The organism is Rhizobium sp. J15, assembly GCF_002531825.1.
Lineage (GTDB): Bacteria > Pseudomonadota > Alphaproteobacteria > Rhizobiales > Rhizobiaceae > Rhizobium.
This window is the reverse complement of sequence record NZ_NWSX01000008.1, coordinates 81,723-102,132: the sequence shown is the minus strand read 5'-3', so window position 1 is coordinate 102,132 and position 20,410 is coordinate 81,723. Positions and strand designations below refer to the sequence as shown.

21 protein-coding genes are annotated in these 20,410 nt (G+C 64.1%); 19 read left to right on the top strand and 2 right to left on the bottom strand.

The window, feature by feature from the left end; genetic code table 11:
* Positions 1 to 11 precede the first annotated feature (11 nt).
* From CO670_RS09580 to CO670_RS09565, 4 genes are all read left to right on the top strand, one after another.
* Complete coding sequence (locus CO670_RS09580) at positions 12 to 1,037, top strand: glucokinase (RefSeq protein ID WP_097590024.1); 1,026 nt, start codon at positions 12 to 14, stop codon at positions 1,035 to 1,037.
* 123 nt (positions 1,038 to 1,160) lie between these two features.
* Positions 1,161 to 2,948 carry an ABC transporter ATP-binding protein gene (locus tag CO670_RS09575; protein WP_097590023.1) on the top strand — a complete coding sequence of 596 codons (1,788 nt, stop codon included), beginning with the start codon at positions 1,161 to 1,163 and terminating at the stop codon, positions 2,946 to 2,948.
* Between the two features lie 19 nt (positions 2,949 to 2,967).
* The gene (dapB, locus tag CO670_RS09570) at positions 2,968 to 3,792 is read left to right on the top strand and encodes a 4-hydroxy-tetrahydrodipicolinate reductase (RefSeq protein WP_097590022.1); all 825 of its coding nucleotides are present in this window, start codon (positions 2,968 to 2,970) and stop codon (positions 3,790 to 3,792) included.
* Between the two features lie 21 nt (positions 3,793 to 3,813).
* Positions 3,814 to 4,449, top strand: a complete 636-nt coding sequence (locus CO670_RS09565; protein ID WP_097590021.1) for a 2,3-bisphosphoglycerate-dependent phosphoglycerate mutase — start codon at positions 3,814 to 3,816, stop codon at positions 4,447 to 4,449.
* 39 nt (positions 4,450 to 4,488) lie between these two features.
* Here the strand turns inward: CO670_RS09565 and phnF are convergent, their stop codons facing one another.
* Positions 4,489 to 5,226: a phosphonate metabolism transcriptional regulator PhnF gene (gene phnF, locus CO670_RS09560; protein ID WP_097590020.1), complete on the bottom strand. Its 738-nt coding sequence runs from the start codon at positions 5,224 to 5,226 to the stop codon at positions 4,489 to 4,491.
* Positions 5,227 to 5,328: 102 nt separating this feature from the next.
* Between phnF and phnG the strand changes: the two genes are divergently transcribed.
* The 15 genes from phnG (at position 5,329) to CO670_RS09485 (ending at position 17,970) form a co-directional block, all read left to right on the top strand.
* The gene (gene phnG, locus CO670_RS09555) at positions 5,329 to 5,805 is read left to right on the top strand and encodes a phosphonate C-P lyase system protein PhnG (RefSeq protein WP_097590019.1); all 477 of its coding nucleotides are present in this window, start codon (positions 5,329 to 5,331) and stop codon (positions 5,803 to 5,805) included.
* The gene (gene phnH / locus CO670_RS09550) at positions 5,805 to 6,413 is read left to right on the top strand and encodes a phosphonate C-P lyase system protein PhnH (RefSeq protein ID WP_097590018.1); all 609 of its coding nucleotides are present in this window, start codon (positions 5,805 to 5,807) and stop codon (positions 6,411 to 6,413) included. The genes phnG and phnH overlap by 1 nt, the downstream gene beginning before the upstream one ends.
* 4 nt (positions 6,414 to 6,417) lie before the next feature.
* Positions 6,418 to 7,521: a carbon-phosphorus lyase complex subunit PhnI gene (locus tag CO670_RS09545; protein WP_097590017.1), complete on the top strand. Its 1,104-nt coding sequence runs from the start codon at positions 6,418 to 6,420 to the stop codon at positions 7,519 to 7,521.
* Entirely contained in the window at positions 7,518 to 8,393 is an 876-nt protein-coding gene (locus CO670_RS09540) for an alpha-D-ribose 1-methylphosphonate 5-phosphate C-P-lyase PhnJ (protein ID WP_097590016.1), read from the top strand. Before CO670_RS09545 ends, CO670_RS09540 begins: the two co-directional genes overlap by 4 nt.
* A complete protein-coding gene (phnK, locus tag CO670_RS09535; protein WP_097590015.1) occupies positions 8,390 to 9,166 on the top strand; it encodes a phosphonate C-P lyase system protein PhnK in 777 nt (258 codons plus the stop codon). The genes CO670_RS09540 and phnK overlap by 4 nt, the downstream gene beginning before the upstream one ends.
* 37 nt (positions 9,167 to 9,203) lie before the next feature.
* Entirely contained in the window at positions 9,204 to 9,911 is a 708-nt protein-coding gene (gene phnL, locus CO670_RS09530) for a phosphonate C-P lyase system protein PhnL (RefSeq protein ID WP_097590014.1), read from the top strand.
* Positions 9,908 to 10,525 (top strand): DapH/DapD/GlmU-related protein, encoded by a 618-nt coding sequence (locus CO670_RS09525; RefSeq protein WP_097590013.1) that lies wholly within the window; start codon positions 9,908 to 9,910, stop codon positions 10,523 to 10,525. The genes phnL and CO670_RS09525 overlap by 4 nt, the downstream gene beginning before the upstream one ends.
* 117 nt (positions 10,526 to 10,642) lie before the next feature.
* Complete coding sequence (gene phnC, locus CO670_RS09520) at positions 10,643 to 11,488, top strand: phosphonate ABC transporter ATP-binding protein (protein WP_176538910.1); 846 nt, start codon at positions 10,643 to 10,645, stop codon at positions 11,486 to 11,488.
* Positions 11,489 to 11,577: 89 nt separating this feature from the next.
* Positions 11,578 to 12,483, top strand: coding sequence for a phosphonate ABC transporter substrate-binding protein (phnD, locus tag CO670_RS09515; RefSeq protein ID WP_097590011.1), 906 nt, complete (start codon positions 11,578 to 11,580; stop codon positions 12,481 to 12,483).
* A 64-nt stretch (positions 12,484 to 12,547) separates the two neighbouring features.
* Positions 12,548 to 13,507 (top strand): phosphonate ABC transporter, permease protein PhnE, encoded by a 960-nt coding sequence (phnE, locus tag CO670_RS09510; protein WP_097590010.1) that lies wholly within the window; start codon positions 12,548 to 12,550, stop codon positions 13,505 to 13,507.
* Positions 13,508 to 13,514: 7 nt separating this feature from the next.
* The gene (phnE, locus tag CO670_RS09505; protein WP_097590009.1) at positions 13,515 to 14,858 is read left to right on the top strand and encodes a phosphonate ABC transporter, permease protein PhnE; all 1,344 of its coding nucleotides are present in this window, start codon (positions 13,515 to 13,517) and stop codon (positions 14,856 to 14,858) included.
* 143 nt (positions 14,859 to 15,001) lie between these two features.
* Positions 15,002 to 15,697: a DUF1045 domain-containing protein gene (locus CO670_RS09500; protein WP_097590008.1), complete on the top strand. Its 696-nt coding sequence runs from the start codon at positions 15,002 to 15,004 to the stop codon at positions 15,695 to 15,697.
* Between the two features lie 14 nt (positions 15,698 to 15,711).
* Positions 15,712 to 16,851, top strand: a complete 1,140-nt coding sequence (locus tag CO670_RS09495) for an alpha-D-ribose 1-methylphosphonate 5-triphosphate diphosphatase (protein WP_097590007.1) — start codon at positions 15,712 to 15,714, stop codon at positions 16,849 to 16,851.
* The gene (phnN, locus tag CO670_RS09490) at positions 16,851 to 17,444 is read left to right on the top strand and encodes a phosphonate metabolism protein/1,5-bisphosphokinase (PRPP-forming) PhnN (RefSeq protein ID WP_176538909.1); all 594 of its coding nucleotides are present in this window, start codon (positions 16,851 to 16,853) and stop codon (positions 17,442 to 17,444) included. Before CO670_RS09495 ends, phnN begins: the two co-directional genes overlap by 1 nt.
* A 19-nt stretch (positions 17,445 to 17,463) precedes the next feature.
* Positions 17,464 to 17,970 (top strand): GrpB family protein, encoded by a 507-nt coding sequence (locus CO670_RS09485; RefSeq protein WP_097590005.1) that lies wholly within the window; start codon positions 17,464 to 17,466, stop codon positions 17,968 to 17,970.
* A gap of 34 nt (positions 17,971 to 18,004) precedes the next feature.
* Here the strand turns inward: CO670_RS09485 and CO670_RS09480 are convergent, their stop codons facing one another.
* The gene (locus tag CO670_RS09480) at positions 18,005 to 20,347 is read right to left on the bottom strand and encodes a DNA translocase FtsK (protein WP_097590004.1); all 2,343 of its coding nucleotides are present in this window, start codon (positions 20,345 to 20,347) and stop codon (positions 18,005 to 18,007) included.
* Positions 20,348 to 20,410 lie beyond the last annotated feature (63 nt).

Here is a 20,410-nt window from a genome sequence, read left to right as displayed (position 1 = left end):
CGGGACCGGCCATGCCAAAACCGAACAACAGTACCGCTCCGCTGCCCTTCCCGATCCTGATCGGCGATATCGGCGGCACCAATGCCCGCTTCTCCATCCTGTCCGATGCCTATGCCGAACCGAAGCAGTTTCCGAACGTGCGCACGGCGGATTTCGCGACGATCGACGAAGCGATCCAGAAGGGCGTGCTCGACAAAACAGCGGTGCAGCCGCGTTCGGCGATCCTCGCCGTCGCCGGCCCGATCAACGACGACGAGATCCCGCTGACCAATTGCGACTGGGTGGTGCGGCCGAGGACGATGATCAAAGGCCTCGGCATCGAGGACGTGCTCGTCGTCAACGATTTCGAGGCGCAGGCGCTGGCGATCGCCGCCCTGTCGGATGAAAACCGCGAGCGCATCGGCAGCGCCACCGGCGACATGATCGCCTCGCGCGTCGTGCTCGGACCCGGCACCGGCCTCGGCGTCGGCGGGCTCGTGCATGCCCAGCACAGCTGGATCCCGGTTCCGGGCGAAGGCGGCCATATCGATCTCGGGCCGCGCAGCAAGCGCGACTATGACATCTTCCCGCATATCGAGACGATCGAAGGCCGTGTTTCGGCCGAGCAGATCCTCTGCGGGCGCGGCCTCGTCAATCTCTACAACGCCATCTGCGTGGTCGACGGCATCCAGCCGACGATGAAGGATCCGGCCGACATCACCTCGCATGCGCTTGCCGGCAGCGACAAGGCGGCGGTAGAGACCGTGTCGCTGTTTGCCACCTATCTCGGCCGCGTGGCGGGCGACATGGCAATGGTGTTCATGGCGCGCGGCGGCGTCTACCTCTCCGGCGGCATCTCGCAGAAGATTCTCCCCGCGCTGAAGAAGCCGGAATTCCGCGCAGCCTTCGAGGACAAGGCGCCGCACAGCGCACTGCTTCGCACCATCCCGACCTATGTGGTGACGCATCCGCTGGCAGCGCTCGCCGGGCTTTCCTCCTATGCGCGCATGCCGGCCAATTTCGGCGTTTCCACGGAAGGCCGGCGTTGGCGGCGCTGACCCAGCGCGCGTCCTCCCGGGACGCGCGCTGGTCTAGCCAAACCAGTCCCAACTCTTTATAGAGCCCGCGAAAGTGCGCGCCACATTTACGGCGCGCTTGGCCTCGGACAGGAAGCTTAATATTTGGAAGCCGTGGAAAGCAGAAAGCAGAGCGTCAGCAGCGATACCGTCACCGGCATCCTGAAACGCATCATCGCTGAAAACGGCCGCGACCATCTCTGGGGTTATGTCTTTGCGATCGCCTGCCTCGTGGTCGTGGCGCTTTCGACGGCATTCACCGCCTGGATCATGCGGGCAATCATCGACGAGGCCTTCGCCAACCGCCGCGCGGACGTCGTCTGGATCATCTGTCTTTCGATCTTCGTCGCCTTCGTGCTGCGCGGCTTTGCGAGCTACGGCCAGGCAGTGGCGCTTTCCAAGGTCGGCAACGATATCGTCGCGCGGTATCAGCGCCGCCTCTATTCGCATCTGATGACGCTTTCGGTCGGCTTCTTCAGCGAGGCGCGCTCGGCTCATATCGCCGCGCAAGTGAGCCAGAACGTCACCGGCATCCGTGACGTGCTCAATCTGACGATCACCTCGACGGTGCGCGACCTCCTGACCTTCGTGTCGCTGATCGGCGTGATGGTCCTCCAGGACCCGCTGCTCAGCCTCGCCGTGTTCATCATGGCGCCGCCGCTGCTCTATGCGCTTCGCTATGTTTCCAAGCGGCTGCGCTCGGCGACACGCGAGGCGGTGCATCTCAACAGCCACGTGCTGGGCGCGATGCAGGAGACGATCCAGGGCATTGCCATCGTCAAAGCCTTCACGATGGAAGAGGAGCTGGAAAGCAAGGTCAACAAGCTCATCAGGGCCGCCGAAAATCGGGCGAACCGGATTGCCCGGCTTTCCGAGCGCACCTCGCCGCTGACGGAGAGCTTCGCGGGCTTTGCCGTCGCCAGCGTGCTTGCCTATGCCGCCTATCGCTCGATCTATTACAATGTGCCGCCGGGCGCCTTCTTCTCCTTCGTCACAGCCCTGCTCCTTGCCTATGATCCGGCCCGCCGGCTTGCCCGCCTGCAGGTGCAGATGGAGCGCGCCGTCGTCAATGCGCGGATGATCTACGAGTTGCTCGACATGGAGCCGCGCCAGCGCGATCTGCCGGATGCGCGGCCGCTGACGGTGACGCAGGCGCGCATCGAATTCCGCAACGTCTCCTTCGCCTATGGCAATGAGAGCGTGCTGAGCGGCGTCAGCTTCGTCGCCGAAGGCGGAGAGACCACGGCGCTCGTCGGCCCCTCGGGTGCGGGCAAATCCACCGTCATCAGCCTCATCCCGCGCTTCTACGATCCGCGCGAAGGCGAAATCCTGATCGACGGGCAGGATATCGCCCACATCACCAAGAAGTCGCTGCGCCAGCAGCTCGCCTATGTCTCGCAGCAGCCCTATCTGTTCGAGGGCACGATCCGCGACAATATTCGCTACGGCCGGCCGGAAGCGACCGATGCCGAGGTGGAAGAGGCGGCGCGGCTTGCCTATGCGCATGATTTCATCTGCGCCCAGCCGCAGGGTTACGATACGCCGGTCGGCGAAAACGGCGTGACGCTTTCGGGCGGCCAGCGCCAGCGGCTGTCGATAGCCCGTGCTCTGGTGCGCAACGCGCCGATCCTGCTGCTCGACGAAGCGACCTCGGCGCTCGATACCGAATCCGAAGCCGCCGTGCAGAAGGCGCTCGACGAGGCGATGACCGGACGCACCGTCGTCGTCATCGCCCACCGGCTTTCGACCGTCGTGCGCGCCGACAAGATCGTCGTCATGCAGCAGGGCCGGGTCGTGGAAGAGGGCAATCACGAGACGCTTGCGAAGGTCAGCGACGGTCTTTACGCTCGCCTCAACAATCTGCAGAGGCCTTCGGCCTCCGATTCAAACTGACCTGATACGGATGACCGAGATGAGCGATGCTGCGATGAAACTGGTGGTGGTCGGCGCAGCAGGGCGCATGGGGCAGACGCTGATCCGGCTCATCCATTCCATCGAGGGCGTGACGCTGCATGCCGCCGTCGAGCGCGCCGGCTCGCCCTTCGTCGGCAAGGATGCCGGCGAGATCGCCGGGCTCGGCCCGACCGGCGTCATCATCGGCGACGATCCGCTGCAGGCCTTCCTGCATGCCGAAGGCGTGCTCGATTTCACTTCGCCCGCAGCAACGGCGGAATTCTCCGGCCTCGCCGCACAGGCCCGCATCGTCCATGTCGTCGGCACGACCGGCTGCTCGGCAGACGACGACGCCAGGATCGCGGCAGCGGCCCGCCATGCCCGCATCGTCAAGTCGGGCAATATGAGCCTTGGCGTCAACCTGCTCAGCGTTTTGACGCGACAGGCAGCCCGCGCGCTCGACGCCAATGACTGGGACATCGAAATCCTGGAAATGCATCATAAGCACAAGGTGGATGCGCCTTCCGGCACCGCCCTTCTTCTCGGCGAAGCCGCGGCCAAGGGCCGCAATATCGATCTCGCCTCGAAATCGGTACGGGTGCGCGACGGCCATACCGGAGCCCGCGAGGCCGGCACGATCGGCTTTGCGACGTTGCGCGGCGGCTCCGTCATCGGCGAACATTCCGTGCTTTTCGCCGGAGAAGGCGAAATCGTCACCCTGTCGCACAGTGCGGCCGACCGCTCGATCTTCGCGCGCGGCGCCATCAAGGCCGCGCTCTGGGCGCGCGACAAGAAGCCGGGTCTCTATTCCATGCTCGACGTGCTCGGGCTTTCTTCCCAATAACGACATATCGGAGGCATATTCATGAGCGGTACCCTCGTCCTCGTTCGCCACGGCCAGAGCGACTGGAACCTGAAGAATCTCTTCACCGGCTGGAAGGACCCCGACCTGACGGAGCTCGGCATTCAGGAAGCCAATGCCGGCGGTGCCGCCCTTGCCGAATACGGCATCAAATTCGACGTCGCCTATACCTCGGCACTTGTGCGCGCCCAGCACACGCTGAAGCTCATCCTCGACAAGGTCGGCCAGCCCGATCTGCAGACGATCCGCGACCAGGCGCTGAACGAGCGCGACTACGGCGACCTCTCCGGCCTCAACAAGGACGATGCGCGCGCCAAGTGGGGCGAGGAACAGGTGCATATCTGGCGCCGTTCCTACGACGTGCCGCCTCCGGGCGGCGAGAGCCTGCGCGATACCGGCGCCCGGGTCTGGCCCTATTATCTCACCGAGATCCTGCCGCGCGTGCTGCGCGGCGAAAAGGTGCTGGTCGCCGCCCACGGCAATTCGCTGCGTTCGCTGGTCATGGTGCTCGACAAGCTGACCAAGGAAGGCGTGCTCGCCCTCAACCTCGCGACCGGCGTGCCCATGGTCTACAAGCTGAAGGCCGATTCCACCGTGGCTTCCAAGGAAGTGCTCGGCGATATGTCCGGCGCACATTGATACCAGCGGCCTTCCCTCTTCCGACAGGGAAGGCCAACCTCAATTCTCGATCGTGAACTGCACCCGGTCGGCCGCGAAGCGGCTGATCGAATATTGCACCGGCACGCCGTCGAGATCGGTGTTCATCGCCTTGGCGATCAGCAGGATCGCGCCGGGGGTGAGTTCCAGATCGGCGAGATCGGCCGTGCTCGCATGGGCGGCCGTCACCTCGGTCGTCGCGCGGACATAGTCCGACAGGCCGAGTTCGGCGAAAGCCTTGGTGATCGATTCGTGCTTGCGATAGGCCTCGCCGATGCCGGCGAAGCGGGCGGCGGGAAACCAGCTCGTCGCCTTTGAGACCGGCCGCTTGTCGGCATGGCGCAATGTTTCCAGCCGGACCACCTGTTCTCCTGGTTTAAGGCCCAGCCAGCGGGCGACCTCGGCGCTGGCCCCCTCCCTTGCCTCATCGAGCAGAAGGCCGCGTGTCTCGCGCGCCTGATCGCCGATTCCTGCGGTGAAGCGGGTGCGCCGGGTAATCGGGAAATTCAGCCGCTCCTTGCGTTCGATCAGCGTGCCGCGGCCTTGCACCGCGCGCACGATCCCCTCCTGCGCCAAGGCCGCAAGCGCGCTGCGCACCGTATGCCTGTTGACGCCGAATTGCAGCGCCAGCACCGTTTCCGGCGGCACCATTCCCGTCTCGTCATAGGCTCCCGTCCCGATCGCCTCACGAATCCGGTCGGCGATCTGACGCCACAGCGCCACGCCCGTCTGCCTCTGCACCTGCTTCAAACCTGCCATTCAGCCCCGCCCCAATGTCACACGCTTGTCACGACATCGATTTAAGGCTAAGTATAGCTTGTATGGTTGTCTATATCAATAGACATTTTAGAGGAAGTGGCGATGGCATCAGCGGACAGGAACGACGCTGCGTCACAGGCGGTCTCAGGGCGCAAACGCGCCGCCGACCTGCTGGCGCGTGCGGAACGGAGCGAACTCCAGGCGGCCTGGGATGCCTTGCCGCAAAAGCCCGCAGCGCATCCGGTGCGCGGGCCTGAGACCGGGCTGGTCATGGTGCGCGGCCGCATCGGCGGCGGCGGAGCGCCGTTCAATCTCGGCGAGGTGACGATGACGCGCGCCACGGTCCGGCTGGAATCCGGCTCCATCGGCCATGCGCAGGCGCTCGGCACCGACCGCGAGAAGGCGCGGCTTGCGGCGATCTTCGACGCGCTCTGGCAGGAGGACGCGACGACGGATTTCGTCGAACGGGCGCTGCTTTTACCGATCGCCGAACGCATCGCCGCCGCCGAACGCCGCAAGGCGGAGGAGACGGCCGCGACCCGCGTCGATTTCTTCACAATGGTGCGGGGAGACGACTGATGGCAATCACGACAGAAGCATTGACCGGCGGCTTTGCCGATCCGGTTTTCCATGCGCAAAGTGTCTTCAAGACGCTGATGGACGGCATGGCTCGCCCCGGCACCATCCAGACCGCAGAACCCGATATCGATCCGCCGGCGCCGCTCGGCATCGCCGCAGGCACGATCGCGCTCACCCTTTGCGACCACGACACGCCGGTCTGGCTGACGCAGGGATTGACGCGATCCGCCGTGCCGGAATGGCTCGGCTTCCATGCCGGCGCTCCCTTGACCGCCGAAAAGGCCGATGCGCGCTTTGCCTTCATCGAGGCGGGCACAGCACTTTGCTCCTTCGGCCTTTTTGCGTCGGGCACGCAGGAATATCCCGACCGTTCGACCACCCTCGTCATCGAACTTCCCGCACTCGAAGGCGGACACAGATTGGCGCTGATGGGTCCGGGCATTGAGAGCGTGACGGAGATCGCGCCGGTCGGCCTGCCGGAGACCTTCCCGCGGCTCTGGGCCGAGAACCGCGCGCTCTTTCCCCGCGGCATCGACATCGTGCTGACATCGGGCAAGCGGTTCCTCTGCCTGCCGCGCACCACCAAGATCACAGCAACGGAGATCTGAGCTCATGTATGTTGCCGTCAAGGGTGGCGAGGCCGCCATCGCCAACGCCCACCGCCTGCTTGCCGACCGCCGGCGCGGCGACCGCTCGCTGCCGGCGATCGGCATCGACCAGATCGTGGCGCAGCTGGCACTCGCCATCGACCGCGTCATGGCCGAGGCCTCGCTGTTCGACCGCGCGCTTGCGGCGCTCGCCATCCGCCAGTCGCGCGGCGACATGATCGAGGCGATCTTCCTGCTGCGCGCCTACCGCACGACGCTGCCGCGCTTCGGCTATTCCAGGCCGCTCGACACGGCTGATATGACCATCGAGCGCCGCATCTCGGCGACCTACAAGGATCTGCCGGGCGGCCAGCTTCTTGGGCCCACCTTCGATTATACCCATCGCCTGCTCGATCCCTCGCTGCTTTCCGACGAGACGGTCGAGACACCCGACCAGCGCACCGCCGAAACTGGCCGCGTGATGCGCGTCTCCGAAATCCTCGGCGAGGAAGGGTTGATCGAAGCCGACGGCGACATGCCTGAAGATCACGAGATCGGCGACCTCACCCGCGAGCCGATGGAATTCCCGATGAGCCGTGATCTGCGCCTGCAGGCGCTTGCCCGCGGCGACGAGGGTTTTCTGCTGGCGCTCGGCTACTCCACTCAGCGCGGCTATGGCCGCAACCACCCCTTCACCGGCGAGATCCGCATCGGCGAGGTCGAGGTGGAATTCGACGTGCCGGAACTCGGCTTCGCCGTCTCGCTCGGCACGATCCAGATCACCGAATGCCAGATGGTCAACCAGTTCAAGGGTTCGGCCAAGGCGCCGCCGCAGTTTACCCGAGGCTACGGCCTGGTGTTCGGCCAGAGCGAGCGCAAGGCGATGGCGATGTCGCTGGTGGATCGCGCATTGCGGGCTGAAGAGCTCGGCGAGGACATTACCGCGCCGGCGCAGGACGAGGAATTCGTCATTTCCCATTCCGACAACGTGCAGGCGACCGGCTTCGTCGAGCACCTGAAGCTTCCGCATTATGTGGACTTCCAGGCCGAACTCGATCTCGTCCGCCGCATGCGCCGCGAATTCGAAGCCGCCCGCAGCGGCGAAGAGATGAAGGAAGCCGCCGAATGAGCGATCTGGCCAGCTACAACTTCGCCTATCTCGACGAACAGACCAAGCGGATGATCCGCCGCGCCATCCTGAAGGCAATCGCCATTCCCGGCTATCAGGTGCCTTTCGCCTCGCGCGAAATGCCGATGCCCTATGGCTGGGGCACCGGCGGCGTGCAGGTGACGGCCTCGATCATCGGGCCCGACGACGTGCTGAAGGTGATCGACCAGGGCGCCGACGACACGACCAACGCCGTTTCCATCCGCGCCTTCTTCAAGAAGGTCGCCAATGTCGCGGTGACCACCCATACGAGCGAAGCGACGATCATCCAGACGCGCCACCGCATTCCGGAGGAAAAGCTCAAGGCCGGCCAGGTGCTTGTCTATCAGGTGCCGATTCCCGAGCCGCTGCGCTTCCTCGAGCCGCGCGAGACCGAGACGCGCAAGATGCATGCGCTCGAAGAATACGGCCTCATGCATGTGAAGCTCTACGAGGACATCGCCCGCAACGGCCGCATCGCCACGACCTATGCCTATCCGGTCAAGGTGCATGGCCGCTACGTCATGGACCCCTCGCCGACGCCGAAATTCGATAATCCGAAGATGCACAGGTCGGAAGCGCTGCAGCTTTTCGGCGCCGGCCGCGAGAAGCGTATCTATGCCGTGCCGCCCCATACCGATGTCGTCAGCCTGGACTTTGAGGACCATCCCTTCGAGATCCAGCGTTTCGGCAAGCCTTGCGCGCTTTGCGGCGCGGAGGAGGTCTACCTCGATGAGGTCATCCTAGACGACAAGGGCGGGCGCATGTTCGTCTGCTCCGATACCGACCATTGCGAAGATCGCCGCGCACAGGGACATGCTGGCGAAATGCTGGCCCGGGAGGCTGCAGAATGACCGACACACCGCTTCTCAAAGTCAACGACCTCTCGAAATTCTACGGCAATCGCATCGGCTGCCGGAACGTCTCTTTCGAGCTCTGGCCGGGTGAAGTGCTCGCCATCGTCGGCGAATCCGGTTCGGGCAAGACGACGCTGCTCAACTGCATCTCCACCCGGCTGATGCCATCGACCGGCAGCGTCGAATACCATATGCGCGACGGCAGCTACCGCGACCTCTACCGCATGAACGAGGCAGAGCGCCGCTTCCTGATGCGCACCGACTGGGGTTTCGTGCACCAGAACCCGGCCGACGGGCTGCGCATGACCGTCTCTGCGGGCGCCAATGTCGGTGAACGGCTGATGGCGATCGGCGACCGGCACTACGGCAAGATCCGCTCGATTGCCATCGACTGGCTCGAACGCGTCGAGATCGACGCCGACCGCATCGACGACCAGCCGCGCGCCTTTTCCGGCGGCATGCGTCAGCGCCTGCAGATCGCCCGCAACCTCGTCACCGGTCCGCGGCTGGTCTTCATGGACGAGCCGACCGGCGGCCTCGACGTCTCGGTGCAGGCGCGCCTGCTCGATCTCGTGCGCGGCCTCGTCAACGATCTCGGCCTCTCGGCCATCATCGTCACCCATGATCTTGCCGTCGCCCGCCTGCTCTCCCACCGGATGATGGTGATGAAGGACGGCTACGTCATCGAACAGGGTCTCACCGACCGCGTGCTCGACGATCCGCACGAACCCTACACGCAGCTGCTCGTCTCCTCGATCCTGCAGGTCTGAGCGCCGCTGCAGGTCCAAAACCAGGGAAGAAGACATTATGCCAACACCCCTCGTCGTTTCCGAAGTCTCGAAGAGCTTCACCATGCATCTGCGCGACGGCATCAGGCTGCCCGTCGTCTCCGATGTCGCCTTCTCGGTCGCGGCTGGCGAATGCGTCGTGCTCGGCGGCCCCTCGGGCATCGGCAAGAGTTCGCTGCTCAAGATGATCTACGGCAATTATGCCGTCGACACCGGCCAGATCCTCATCCGCCACGATGGGCGCATCGTCGACCTCGCTTCCGCCGATCCGCGCACCGTGCTCAATGTCCGCCGCAATACGCTCGGCTATGTCAGCCAGTTCCTGCGCACCGTGCCGCGCGTGGCGGCGATCGACGTGGTGGCCGAGCCGCTCGTGGCGCGCGGCGAAGAAATGGCCGCCGCTCGGGAAAGGGCAGGCGCCCTGCTCGCCAGGCTCAACCTGCCGGAAGCGCTCTGGCAGCTTCCGCCCGCCACCTTCTCCGGCGGCGAGCAGCAGCGCGTCAACATTGCGCGCGGCTTCATCACCGAGCATACGATCCTGCTTCTCGACGAACCCACAGCCTCACTCGACGCGAAAAACCGCGCCGTCGTCGTCGACATGATCGCGGAGAAGAAGAAGGCGGGTGTCGCCCTTCTCGGCATCTTCCACGACGAGGAGGTTCGCGAGGCGGTCGCCGACCGCATCCTCGACATCCAGCAGTTCTCGCCTGGGAAGATCGCCGCATGAGCCGCAAGCTTGATATCGAGCCCTATATCCACGCAACGGCCGAGGTCAGCGATTCCACCTTCGGGCGCTATACCGAGGTCTCCGAACGCTGCCGCATCAGCGAAGCCAGCTTCGGCGACTATTCCTACATCATGCAGGACGGCTCCGTCTGGTGCGCGACGATCGGCAAGTTCGTCAACATCGCCGCCGCCGTGCGCATCAACGCCACCAACCATCCGACCTGGCGCGCGACGCTGCACCATTTCACCTATCGCGCCGCCGACTACTGGCCGGACGCCGACATGGAAACGGACTTCTTCGCCTGGCGGCGCGCAAACCGCGTGACGATCGGCAACGATGTCTGGATCGGCCACGGGGCGACCATTCTGCCCGGCGTCAATGTCGGCAACGGCGCCGTGATCGGCGCCGGGGCCGTCGTTTCGAAGGATGTCCCGCCCTACGCGATCGTCGGCGGTGTGCCGGCCAAGCTCATCCGCGAACGCTTCCCGCAAGAGATCGGTGAACGCATGGACAGGCTCTCCTGGTGGGACTGGGAACACGACCGGCTGCGTCTGGCTTTGCAGGATTTCCGCAACCTGAGCGCGGAAGATTTTCTGTCGCGCTACGAGCGCTAGACCCTCCCTCAGCCGGGGACGATTTGTGACACCACTTACACAAATATGACACGCGAGGTTCACGAAGCGGGACTAATGCGGTGCTCATCAGGGCCTGGACCACAAGGGAAGAGCATGATGTTCGAGCTGAAGAATGTGACGCGCCGTTTCGGAAACAAGCTCGCCGTCGATGCCGTGACGCTCAGCATTCCCCAGGGCCAGATGGTCGGCATCATCGGCCGCTCCGGCGCCGGCAAGTCGACGCTGCTGCGCATGATCAACCGGCTGCAGGAGCCGAGCTCCGGCTCCATTCACTTCGCCGGCGTCGAGGTCTCCGGGCTTCGTGGCCGGGCGCTGCGCAACTGGCAGCGCGACTGCGCGATGATCTTCCAGCAGTTCAATCTGGTGCCGCGCCTCGACGTTCTCACCAATGTCATGCTCGGCCGCCTCAATCACCGCTCGACGTTTCTCAGCCTGCTCAACATCTTCACCCGCGAGGAGCGCGTGCATGCGATCGCGGCGCTCGAACGCCTCGGCATCGAGCAGACGGCGCTGCAGCCGGCCGGCACGCTTTCCGGCGGCCAGCAGCAGCGTGTGGCGATCGCCCGCGCGCTGATGCAGAACCCGAAGATGGTGCTCGCCGACGAGCCGATCGCCTCGCTCGATCCGCTGAACGCCAAGATCGTCATGGACGCGCTGCGCGATATCAACGAGCGCGAGGGCATCACCGTCATCACCAACCTGCACACGCTCGATACCGCCCGCAACTATTGTGAGCGGATCGTCGGCATGGCCGGCGGCCGCGTCGTCTTCGACGGCAAGCCCTCGGAGCTGACGGCCGAAGCGGTGAAGGCGATCTACGGGACGGACAGGGACGGGGCCGGCATCGACGAAACGATGACCTCGACATCGATCACTATCGCGCCCGAGCGGGCGGACAATCAATCCGCCGGCGTCCAGCCGCTGGCGCTGGCCGGCCTCTGAGCGGGCGGGCCGCGATCGCAGGCCCGCGTCAAGGGCACACTATCTTCGTAACGGGAAGGCCGGGGATACCGGCCGATAGGAGAGAACGCATGTTGAAGAAAGCACTCTTTGCGGCAACGGCGCTGTTCGCGCTCGCCGGCGCCGCCAATGCCGCGGACCTCAAGGAATTCCGCATCGGCATCCTCGGCGGCGAAAACGAAACCGACCGCCTGCGCAACTATTCCTGCCTCGCCGACCACCTGAAGCAGGAATTCGGCTTCGAGAAGGTGTCGCTGTTCCCGGCCGCCGATTATGACGGCGTCATCCAGGGTCTGCTCGGCGGCACGCTCGACTTCGCCGAACTCGGCGCCTCCGGCTACGCAGCCGTCTACCTCAAGGATCCGAAGGCTGTCACGCCGATCCTGACGACGCAGCAGAAGGACGGCTCGACGGGTTACTACTCGATCGGCCTGGCGCTGAAATCCTCCGGCATCAAGACCATCAAGGACGCCAAGGGCAAGAAGCTCGGTTATGCCGATCCGGATTCCACCTCCGGCTATCTCGTTCCGCTGACGCAGATCCCGAAGGACACGGGCATGCCGAACGACAAGTTCTTCGCCTCGACGCAGTTCAACGGCGGCCATGAGAACAACCTGCTGGCCGCCTATGACGGCAAGGTCGACATCGCCGTCGACGACTCCTCGGGCATCGGCGATTTCAAGGACGGCTACACCTCCGGCACTTTCCGCAAGGAAGTCGACAAGGGCGCCGTCGATCCGAACAAGCTCGTTGAAGTCTGGCGCTCGCCGCTGATCCCGAACGGCCCGCTCGTCGTCCGCAACGCCCTCGGTGAGGAGTGGCAGACGAAGCTTGCCGCCTTCTTCACGGCTCTGCCGGCAAAGGATCACAAGTGCTTCACCGCCGTCGAAGGCGGCGACTACCAGGGCTACGCCCCGGTCAAGCACGACTTCTACAATGCCGTCGTCGACGTTCGCAAGGCTGCCATCGGCGGCTGATTGTCTTTCGAAAAGGGGCGGCCGGAAACGGCCGCCCTTTGTCTTATGATCGTGCGAGGCGTCCATGACTATTGCCGATACACAGCCGCATATGCAGAGCACCGAGGAGATCGGCACCGCCTGGGAGCGGATGGTCGCCAGGCGCCGCTTCTACACCGTGCTCGGCCTGGTCATCCTCATTGCGGCTTTCGTGAGCTCCGTCCGCTTCGCCGACGAGAGCAATGCCGGTCATTTCTTCGACCGGCTGCCGCATCTCTTCGACTTCCTGAGCTGGCTCATCCCGAAGGATTGGAACGACGTCTGGCGCGCGCTGTTCGACATAGCAAGCGTCAACGACAAGGGCGGCGAGGAATTCAATTTCGACAAGGGCCGCGTCTATATCTCAGGCGACTTCTACATTCCTGAATATTTCGAGCTGATGATCGTCACGATCAACGTGGCGCTGATCTCGACGATCGTCGCCTTCATCTTTGCCGTTCCCCTGAGCTTCTTTGCCGCGCGCAACCTGACACGTTCATGGCCGCTGCGCGTCTTTTCCAAGCGGCTGATGGAATTCCTGCGCGCCTTCCCCGAAATCGTCATCGCCGGCCTGTTTTCCGCGATCCTGTCGATCGGGCCGGTCGCGGCCATCATCGCCATTACCCTGCACACGATCGGCGCCCTCGGCAAACTCTTCTACGAGGTGGCCGAGAACATCGACATGAAGCCGCATGAGGGCATGAAGGCCGTCGGCGCCAACTGGTGGGAGCGTGCGCGCTTCGCCGCACTGCCGCAAGTGATGCCGAATTTCACCTCCTATGCGCTGCTCCGTCTCGAAATCAACGTGCGCGCCTCGACCATCATCGGCGCCGTCGGCGGCGGCGGCATCGGCGAGGAGCTGAAGCTTTCGATCTCGCGCGGCTTCGGCGCCAAGACGATGGCGCTCGTGCTCCTGCTGTTCGTGACGATCGTCGCCGTCGACCAGTTCTCCGCATGGCTGCGCCGCCGTCTCGTCGGCGAGCACGCTTTCCTCCTGCAACATTGAGGCCGCCATGACGGTGATCGACGCAAACCGCATGAACGAGATAGAAGCGCGCTATCCGGAATATTTCCACCGATCGTTCCGCCAGCGTTTCGGCGGGCTGATGATCGCGATCGCGACGCTGCTCTACGGCCTCTACGCCGTCTGGTTCTTCGACCTGCCGAAGCTCTTCGCCGAAGCCCATTGGGAGCGCGTCGGCATCTATCTCAGCCAATGGATAAGCTACGACGTCCAGCCGGAATTTCGTATTCAGGACGACGGCTCGATCGAGGTGCGTTATCCCCGTTTCTCGCCGCTCGGCGACAATCCGCATCCCGATTGGCTGGTCAACAACCCGGACGGCAGCATCACCGTTTCCGTCAGCGGCACGAGCCGGAGCATCACCGTTTCGAAAAGCCAGACGATCGTGACAGCCCACGGGATCAGCGTTCCCGTCGACGTTTCGAGCGGCGCGCCCAAGGTCGTCGGACGGGTGCCGAGCTGGATGACCGTTTATGACGACAACGTGCTCGCAAATCTCGGCTTTGCCGGCGACGTCAGCATTTCCGTCGACCGCGTGAAGATCCGCAAACGTTTCATCGGCTGGGCGAATTTTCTGTTCGATCCGCAATCGTCCTTCTTCGACAAGCCGGCCGGCGAGGTTATCAGCCTCATCGTCTCCGGCCCGCGCCTCAAGCCCGACCAGTCCAACCTGTCGCTTGCCTTCGACGATATCTGGAACAACAGCGAATGGCAGCATGGCGACGTCTGGACCAAGCTCTTCCAGACAATCGTCATGGCATTTCTCGGAACGCTGCTCGGCTCGCTCGCCGCCTTCCCGCTCGCCTTCCTGGCGGCGCGCAACATCACGCCGAACCGCCTCTTGAACCAGATCCTCAAGCGCTTCTTCGATTTCCTGCGCTCGGTCGACATGCTGATCTGGGCGCTGTTCCTGACCCGCGCCTTCGGGCCCGGCCCGCTTGCCGGTTCCGGCGCGATCTTCCTCACCGAGACAGGCACGCTCGGGAAGCTCTATTCCGAAGGGCTGGAGAATATCGACAACAAGCCGCGGGAGGGCGTCAAATCGACCGGCGCCGAGGCCGTGCTCGTCCACCGTTACGGCATTATGCCGCAGATCGTCCCCGTCATCGTCAGCCAGACGCTCTATCAGTGGGAATCGAACGTGCGCGGCGCGACCATCATCGGCGCCGTCGGCGCGGGCGGCATCGGGCTGAAACTCTGGGAGGCCATGCGCACCAACGCCAATTGGGAAAACGTCGCCTACATGGTCATTCTGATCCTGATCGTCGTCTTCCTCTTCGATGCGGCTTCGAACGCGCTGCGCCACCGGCTGATGGGCACGAAAGCGCACTGACCCACCAATTCAAAGGCGGTGGCGGCGCTGCCGCCATCATCATTCTGTCACGGAAATCTTTTAGCCGGGAGCCTGCTTGCGGTTCGCCGCCAAATCACTGCACATTGCGCTCCCCCGTCTCGACGATCCCCAGGATAAAAGCCTTGCGCTACGCTCTCTATTTCTCGCCGCCGAAGGATGATCCCCTGACCGGCGCGGCCTCGCTCTGGCTCGGCCGCGACGCCTTCACCGGCGAGACCTATCCTGCGCCGGAGCACGAGACGCTGAGTGCCACCGAGCAGTTCGAGCTGACCGCCGACCCGCGGCGCTATGGCTTTCACGCCACGATCAAGGCGCCGTTTTCGCTTGCCGCCTCCGTCACCGAGAAGGATCTCATGGCGGTTGTCGAGGAATTTGCCACGCGCACGCCGGCTTTCGAGATCCCCGAGCTCGTGCTTGGCCAGCTCGGCCGTTTTTTTGCCCTTGTTCCCGGTTCTCTTCATCAACCTCTTCAGGATTTCGCCGCGAAGGTGGTAAAATCCTTCGAGCCGTTTCGCGCAGCACTCTCCGAAGCCGATATCATCAGGCGCAATCCGGAGAAGCTCAGCGACAGCCAGCGCGCCAATCTGCAGCGCTGGGGTTATCCTTACGTCATGGAGGATTTCGGCTTTCACATGACACTGAGCGGCCAGGTGCCGGAGACACGTGCCGCAGTGATGAAGGCGATCCTGGCCGAACGTTTTGCCGGTTTCACCGGCCGGCCGCTTTTGATTTCCGGCCTTGCCGTCTTCACCGAGGAGACGCGCGGCGCCCCGTTCAAAGTTCATTCCTGGCTGCCGCTTGCCGGCGCCAAACGCTGAAAGATCAGACGCCCATGAGCAAAGAGACCGTGTTTTCCAATGCCCGCATCGTTCTCGAGGACGACATCCTCACAGGCTCGATGCTCATTCGCGACGGCAAGATTGCCGATATCTCCGAAGGCAAATCGGTAGCCGGCGAAGATTTCGATGGCGATTACATCATCCCTGGCCTCGTGGAACTGCACACCGACCATCTCGAAGGCCATTACCAGCCGCGTCCCGGCATCCGCTGGAACAAGACGGCGGCGGTCCAGGCGCATGACGCCCAGATCGTCACGTCAGGCATCACCACCGTCTTCGACTGCCTGCGCATGGGGGCGGACGAGGACGGCGGTTTCGAGCATGGGGAGATGCGCGAGATGGCCGATGCCATCCAGTCGGCGGAGAAGGAAGGGCGGCTGCGCGCCGAGCACCTGCTCCACCTTCGCTGCGAGGTCTCGGCCGACAATGTGCTCGAACATTTCGCCGATTTCGAAAAGGACCCGCATGTACGGCTCGTCTCGCTGATGGATCATGCACCCGGCCAGCGGCAGTTCCAGACCATGGATCAGTACATCTTCTACTACCAGAAGAAGCGCGGCCTCAGCGACGAGGCCTTCGCCCGTTTCGTCGCCAAGCGCCAGGCGGAATCGGCGCGCAATTCGACGCCGCACCGCAACGCCATCGCCAAGGTCTGCGCCGAACGCGGCATCACCGTCGCAAGCCATGACGATGCGACGCTGTCGCATGTCGACGAGGCGATCGACAACGGCGTGCGCCTTGCCGAATTCCCGACCAGCTTCGATGCCGCCCGCGCCTCGCACGAGCACGGCATGAGCGTGCTGATGGGCGCGCCGAACATCGTGCGCGGCAAATCCCACTCGGGCAATATCGCCGCCCGCGATCTCGCCGAAATGGGCGTGCTCGACGTGCTTTCCTCCGATTACGTGCCGCTCAGCCTGCTGCACGCGCCTTTCATCCTCGCCGACGAGGTGGAGAGCATCACGCTGCCGAAGGCGATCGCCATGGTGACGTCAACGCCCGCCCGCACCGTCAGCCTCGACGATCGCGGCCGGATCGCAACCGGGCTACGGGCCGATCTCGTCCGCGTTCACCGTTCGCACGGCGTGCCGGTGACACGCTCCGTCTGGCGCCAGGGACGCCGTGTCGCATGATGCCGCACGAACCCCATCCCGGAGCCGGAGCCGAGCACGGCATCATGGTCGTCGTCGTCGGGCCGAGCGGCGCCGGCAAGGACACGCTGATGAAGCTTGCCGCCCGGCATTTCACCGGCCGCGCCGAGGTTCATTTCACCCGCCGCGTCATCACCCGCCACCGCGACGCCGGCGGCGAGGATCATCTTTCCGTCTCCCTCCAAGGCTTTGCGGCCATGGAACAGTCGGGCTCCTTCGCCGTCTGGTGGGAGGCGCACGGCCTGAAATACGGCATTCCCGCCGAGGTCTCGGTGGCGCTGTCGAAGGGCCATATCGTCGTCGCCAACGGTTCGCGCTCGGCGCTTCACCGTTTCCAGGCCGCCTTCCCGCGGCTGAAGGTGATCAACGTCACCGCCCGCCCCGATGTGCTCGCCGGCCGGCTGGAGGCGCGCGGACGCGAGACGCATGAGGATATCATGGCGCGGCTCGCCCGCGGACCGCTGACGGTGCGTGGCGAATACGACGTGACGGATCTCGACAATAGCGGCTCGCTGGAAGAGGCCGAGCAGAAGATGATCGAGATTCTGGACGGGCTCCTGGCCGAGGTGCAGTGACCGCAAGCGAGAAGCCGACATGCGCGCCATCAAAGTTGTCGATTACGACCCTTCCTGGCCGCTGCTTTTTGACGACATCAGCGCCGAGGTCTCCGCCCTACTCCCAGGCCTCGTACTTTCCATCGATCATATCGGTAGCACCTCCGTGCCCGGCCTGGCGGCCAAGCCGAAGATCGACGTCGATGCCGTGACGACTTCCGACGAAGCACTACAGACGGCGATCGAACTGTTGCGCGCGGCGGATTTCACCTTTCACGGCGACCTTCATGGAGAAGGCCGATGGGTCTTCACCCGGGACTGTGAAGGGTACGGGTTCAAGCTCTATCTTTGCGGACCGGATAATCGCGCGCATCGGCAACGCATCCTGTTTCGCGACTATCTCAGAGACCATCCCGAGAGAGCGACGGCCTATGCCGAACTGAAACGGCGGCTGGCTGTGGAGGCAGGCGGTGACTGGGACGTCTATACCGGCGGAAAGACCGAATTCGTCAGCGAGACGGTGCGATTGGCGGCGCTGAGGCCGTGAGACGGAATGCGCCCGCACTCCGTCCCGCCATCAATCAGTCGCCCTCGCCCCGTCCCGAGACGATCTCGCGCTTGCCGACATGGTTGGCCGGTCCGACGAGACCCTCCTTTTCCATGCGCTCCACCAGCGAGGCCGCACGGTTATAGCCGATGCCGAGGCGGCGCTGGATGTAGGAGGTGGAGCATTTCTTGTCGCGCATGACGACCTTGACCGCCTGCTGGTAAAGCTCGTCGCCGTCCTCGGCGCCCATGGCGCTCTTGTCGAACACCGCGCCGCCCTCTTCCTCTTCCGTCTCTTCCTCCTCATCGGCGGTGACGGTGTCGAGATATTCGGGGCGTCCCTGCGTCTTCAGATGGGCAACGACCTTTTCGACCTCGGCATCCGAGACGAAGGGACCGTGAACGCGGGCGATGCGCCCGCCGCCCTGCATATGCAACATGTCGCCCTGGCCGAGAAGCTGTTCGGCGCCCTGTTCGCCGCGAATGGTGCGGCTGTCGATCTTCGAAGTCACCTGGAAGGAGATGCGGGTCGGGCAGTTCGCCTTGATCGTGCCGGTGATGACATCGACCGACGGACGCTGCGTCGCCATGATCAGATGGATGCCGGCGGCACGCGCCATCTGGGCAAGGCGCTGGATCGCGCCTTCGATCTCCTTGCCGGCGACCATCATCAGGTCGGCCATCTCGTCGACGATGACGACGATATAGGGCATCGGTGCAAGATCCAGCTCCTGCTGCTCCTCGATCGGCGCGCCGGTCTGCCGGTCGAAGCCGACCTGGACCATGATATGGATGGTTTCGTCCTTTTCGCGCGCCTGCGACACACGGTCGTTATAACCGTCGATGTTGCGCACGCCGAGGCGCGACATCTTGCGATAACGCTCCTCCATTTCACGCACGGCCCATTTCAGCGCCATGACCGCCTTCTTCGGATCGGTAACGACAGGCGTCAGCAGATGCGGGATGCCGTCATAGACGGAGAGTTCGAGCATCTTCGGATCGACCATGATCAGCCGGCACTGCTCCGGCGTCATCCGGTAGAGCAGCGACAGGATCATCGTGTTGATGGCGACCGATTTGCCCGAGCCGGTGGTGCCGGCGACGAGCAAATGCGGCATCTTGGCCAGTTCGGCAATGACGGGCTCGCCGCCGATGGTCTTGCCGAGGCCGAGCGCCAGCTTGTAGCCGCTCTTTTCGAAATCCTGGCTTTCGATCATCTCGCGGAAATAGACTGTTTCGCGGGTGACATTCGGCAGTTCGATGCCGATGACATTGCGGCCGGGGACGACGGCGACACGGGCCGAAAGCGCCGACATCGAGCGGGCGATATCGTCGGCAAGGCCGATGACGCGCGACGACTTCACGCCCGGCGCCGGCTCGAATTCATAGAGGGTGACGACGGGACCGGGGCGGACATGGATGATCTCGCCCTTGACGCCGAAGTCCTCCAGTACGCTTTCGAGAAGACCAGCATTCTGCTCCAGCGTCTCCTGCGACATGATCTCGCCAAGGCGTTCCGGCGGCTCCTGCAAAAGAGCCCGCGGCGGGAACTCGTAGCCTGACGGATCGACCTTTTCCGGCCTTGCCGCAAGACGCGGCGACGGCAGGACCGCGGCGACGGGCGGCGTCTGCCGGGGGGTCGGTGCAGCCTGGGCCACAGGGGCAGCTTGAGGAACGGGTGCTGCCTGAGGTGCCTGGGCGACCTGAAGCACCGGTGCGACGGGCGCCTCCGGAGCTGGCGCGGGTCTTTCCCGCGATATCGCCGCGGGCGGGCGCACGGCGGCCCGTACCGGTGCCGCGGCAGGCGGCTGGACCGGGCGGGATGCGGCGGGCGCGATTTTCGGGGCGCCCGGGCGCCATTCCATGACGCGGAACAAAGAGGTGATCGATTCGGGCGCGGTCTCGATCTTCGGCAGAATGATCGCCGGTGCACGGACCGGCTCGGCCTCCTCGAAGGCCATGACTTCCCAGAAGGCGAAATCCGAAATCGAAGATAGCTCGGACGCCGCACGCAGGCCCGGCGCTTCAGCTGCGACGAGGAGCGCCGGCTGTTGCGGCTCGATCAGGGGAGCAGGCGCCGGGGCAAGCTCTTCCGGCTCCGGCAGGTAAATGTCGAAGGGCACGTCGACGGCGACCGGCTCGATTCGGATCGCCTGCTGTGCAATCTGCGAATCGTCGCGAACAGGCTCGTTCGGCGCGCGGCGCCGGCTGATCAGCGTTTCCGGCGTTCGGGTGAAACGAACGTTCGGCGCCAGTGAAAAATTGCTCTGCCAAATCGGCGCCGGCGGCCTTTCGCCGGCATCTTCCTCTCGAAGCTCCGTTTCAAGCCCGCTGGAAAAATCTGCGGCATCCGTCAAATTGGTTCTGGGAAAACGCATGCGTCCGCTACTCACTCACGCTTGGCAAATTACGACCCTACCGGGATAGAAAAGGAAGGTTAA

Coding starts and splice junctions, on each gene's coding strand:
- CO670_RS09580 (WP_097590024.1), top strand. CDS start 12: ATGCCAAAACCGAACAACAGTACCGCTCCGCTGCCCTTCCCGATCCTG.
- dapB (WP_097590022.1), top strand. CDS start 2,968: ATGAGCGATGCTGCGATGAAACTGGTGGTGGTCGGCGCAGCAGGGCGC.
- CO670_RS09565 (WP_097590021.1), top strand. CDS start 3,814: ATGAGCGGTACCCTCGTCCTCGTTCGCCACGGCCAGAGCGACTGGAAC.
- phnF (WP_097590020.1), bottom strand. CDS start 5,226: ATGGCAGGTTTGAAGCAGGTGCAGAGGCAGACGGGCGTGGCGCTGTGG.
- phnG (WP_097590019.1), top strand. CDS start 5,329: ATGGCATCAGCGGACAGGAACGACGCTGCGTCACAGGCGGTCTCAGGG.
- phnH (WP_097590018.1), top strand. CDS start 5,805: ATGGCAATCACGACAGAAGCATTGACCGGCGGCTTTGCCGATCCGGTT.
- CO670_RS09545 (WP_097590017.1), top strand. CDS start 6,418: ATGTATGTTGCCGTCAAGGGTGGCGAGGCCGCCATCGCCAACGCCCAC.
- CO670_RS09540 (WP_097590016.1), top strand. CDS start 7,518: ATGAGCGATCTGGCCAGCTACAACTTCGCCTATCTCGACGAACAGACC.
- phnK (WP_097590015.1), top strand. CDS start 8,390: ATGACCGACACACCGCTTCTCAAAGTCAACGACCTCTCGAAATTCTAC.
- phnL (WP_097590014.1), top strand. CDS start 9,204: ATGCCAACACCCCTCGTCGTTTCCGAAGTCTCGAAGAGCTTCACCATG.
- CO670_RS09525 (WP_097590013.1), top strand. CDS start 9,908: ATGAGCCGCAAGCTTGATATCGAGCCCTATATCCACGCAACGGCCGAG.
- phnC (WP_176538910.1), top strand. CDS start 10,643: ATGTTCGAGCTGAAGAATGTGACGCGCCGTTTCGGAAACAAGCTCGCC.
- phnD (WP_097590011.1), top strand. CDS start 11,578: ATGTTGAAGAAAGCACTCTTTGCGGCAACGGCGCTGTTCGCGCTCGCC.
- phnE (WP_097590010.1), top strand. CDS start 12,548: ATGACTATTGCCGATACACAGCCGCATATGCAGAGCACCGAGGAGATC.
- phnE (WP_097590009.1), top strand. CDS start 13,515: ATGACGGTGATCGACGCAAACCGCATGAACGAGATAGAAGCGCGCTAT.
- CO670_RS09495 (WP_097590007.1), top strand. CDS start 15,712: ATGAGCAAAGAGACCGTGTTTTCCAATGCCCGCATCGTTCTCGAGGAC.
- phnN (WP_176538909.1), top strand. CDS start 16,851: ATGCCGCACGAACCCCATCCCGGAGCCGGAGCCGAGCACGGCATCATG.
- CO670_RS09485 (WP_097590005.1), top strand. CDS start 17,464: ATGCGCGCCATCAAAGTTGTCGATTACGACCCTTCCTGGCCGCTGCTT.
- CO670_RS09480 (WP_097590004.1), bottom strand. CDS start 20,347: ATGCGTTTTCCCAGAACCAATTTGACGGATGCCGCAGATTTTTCCAGC.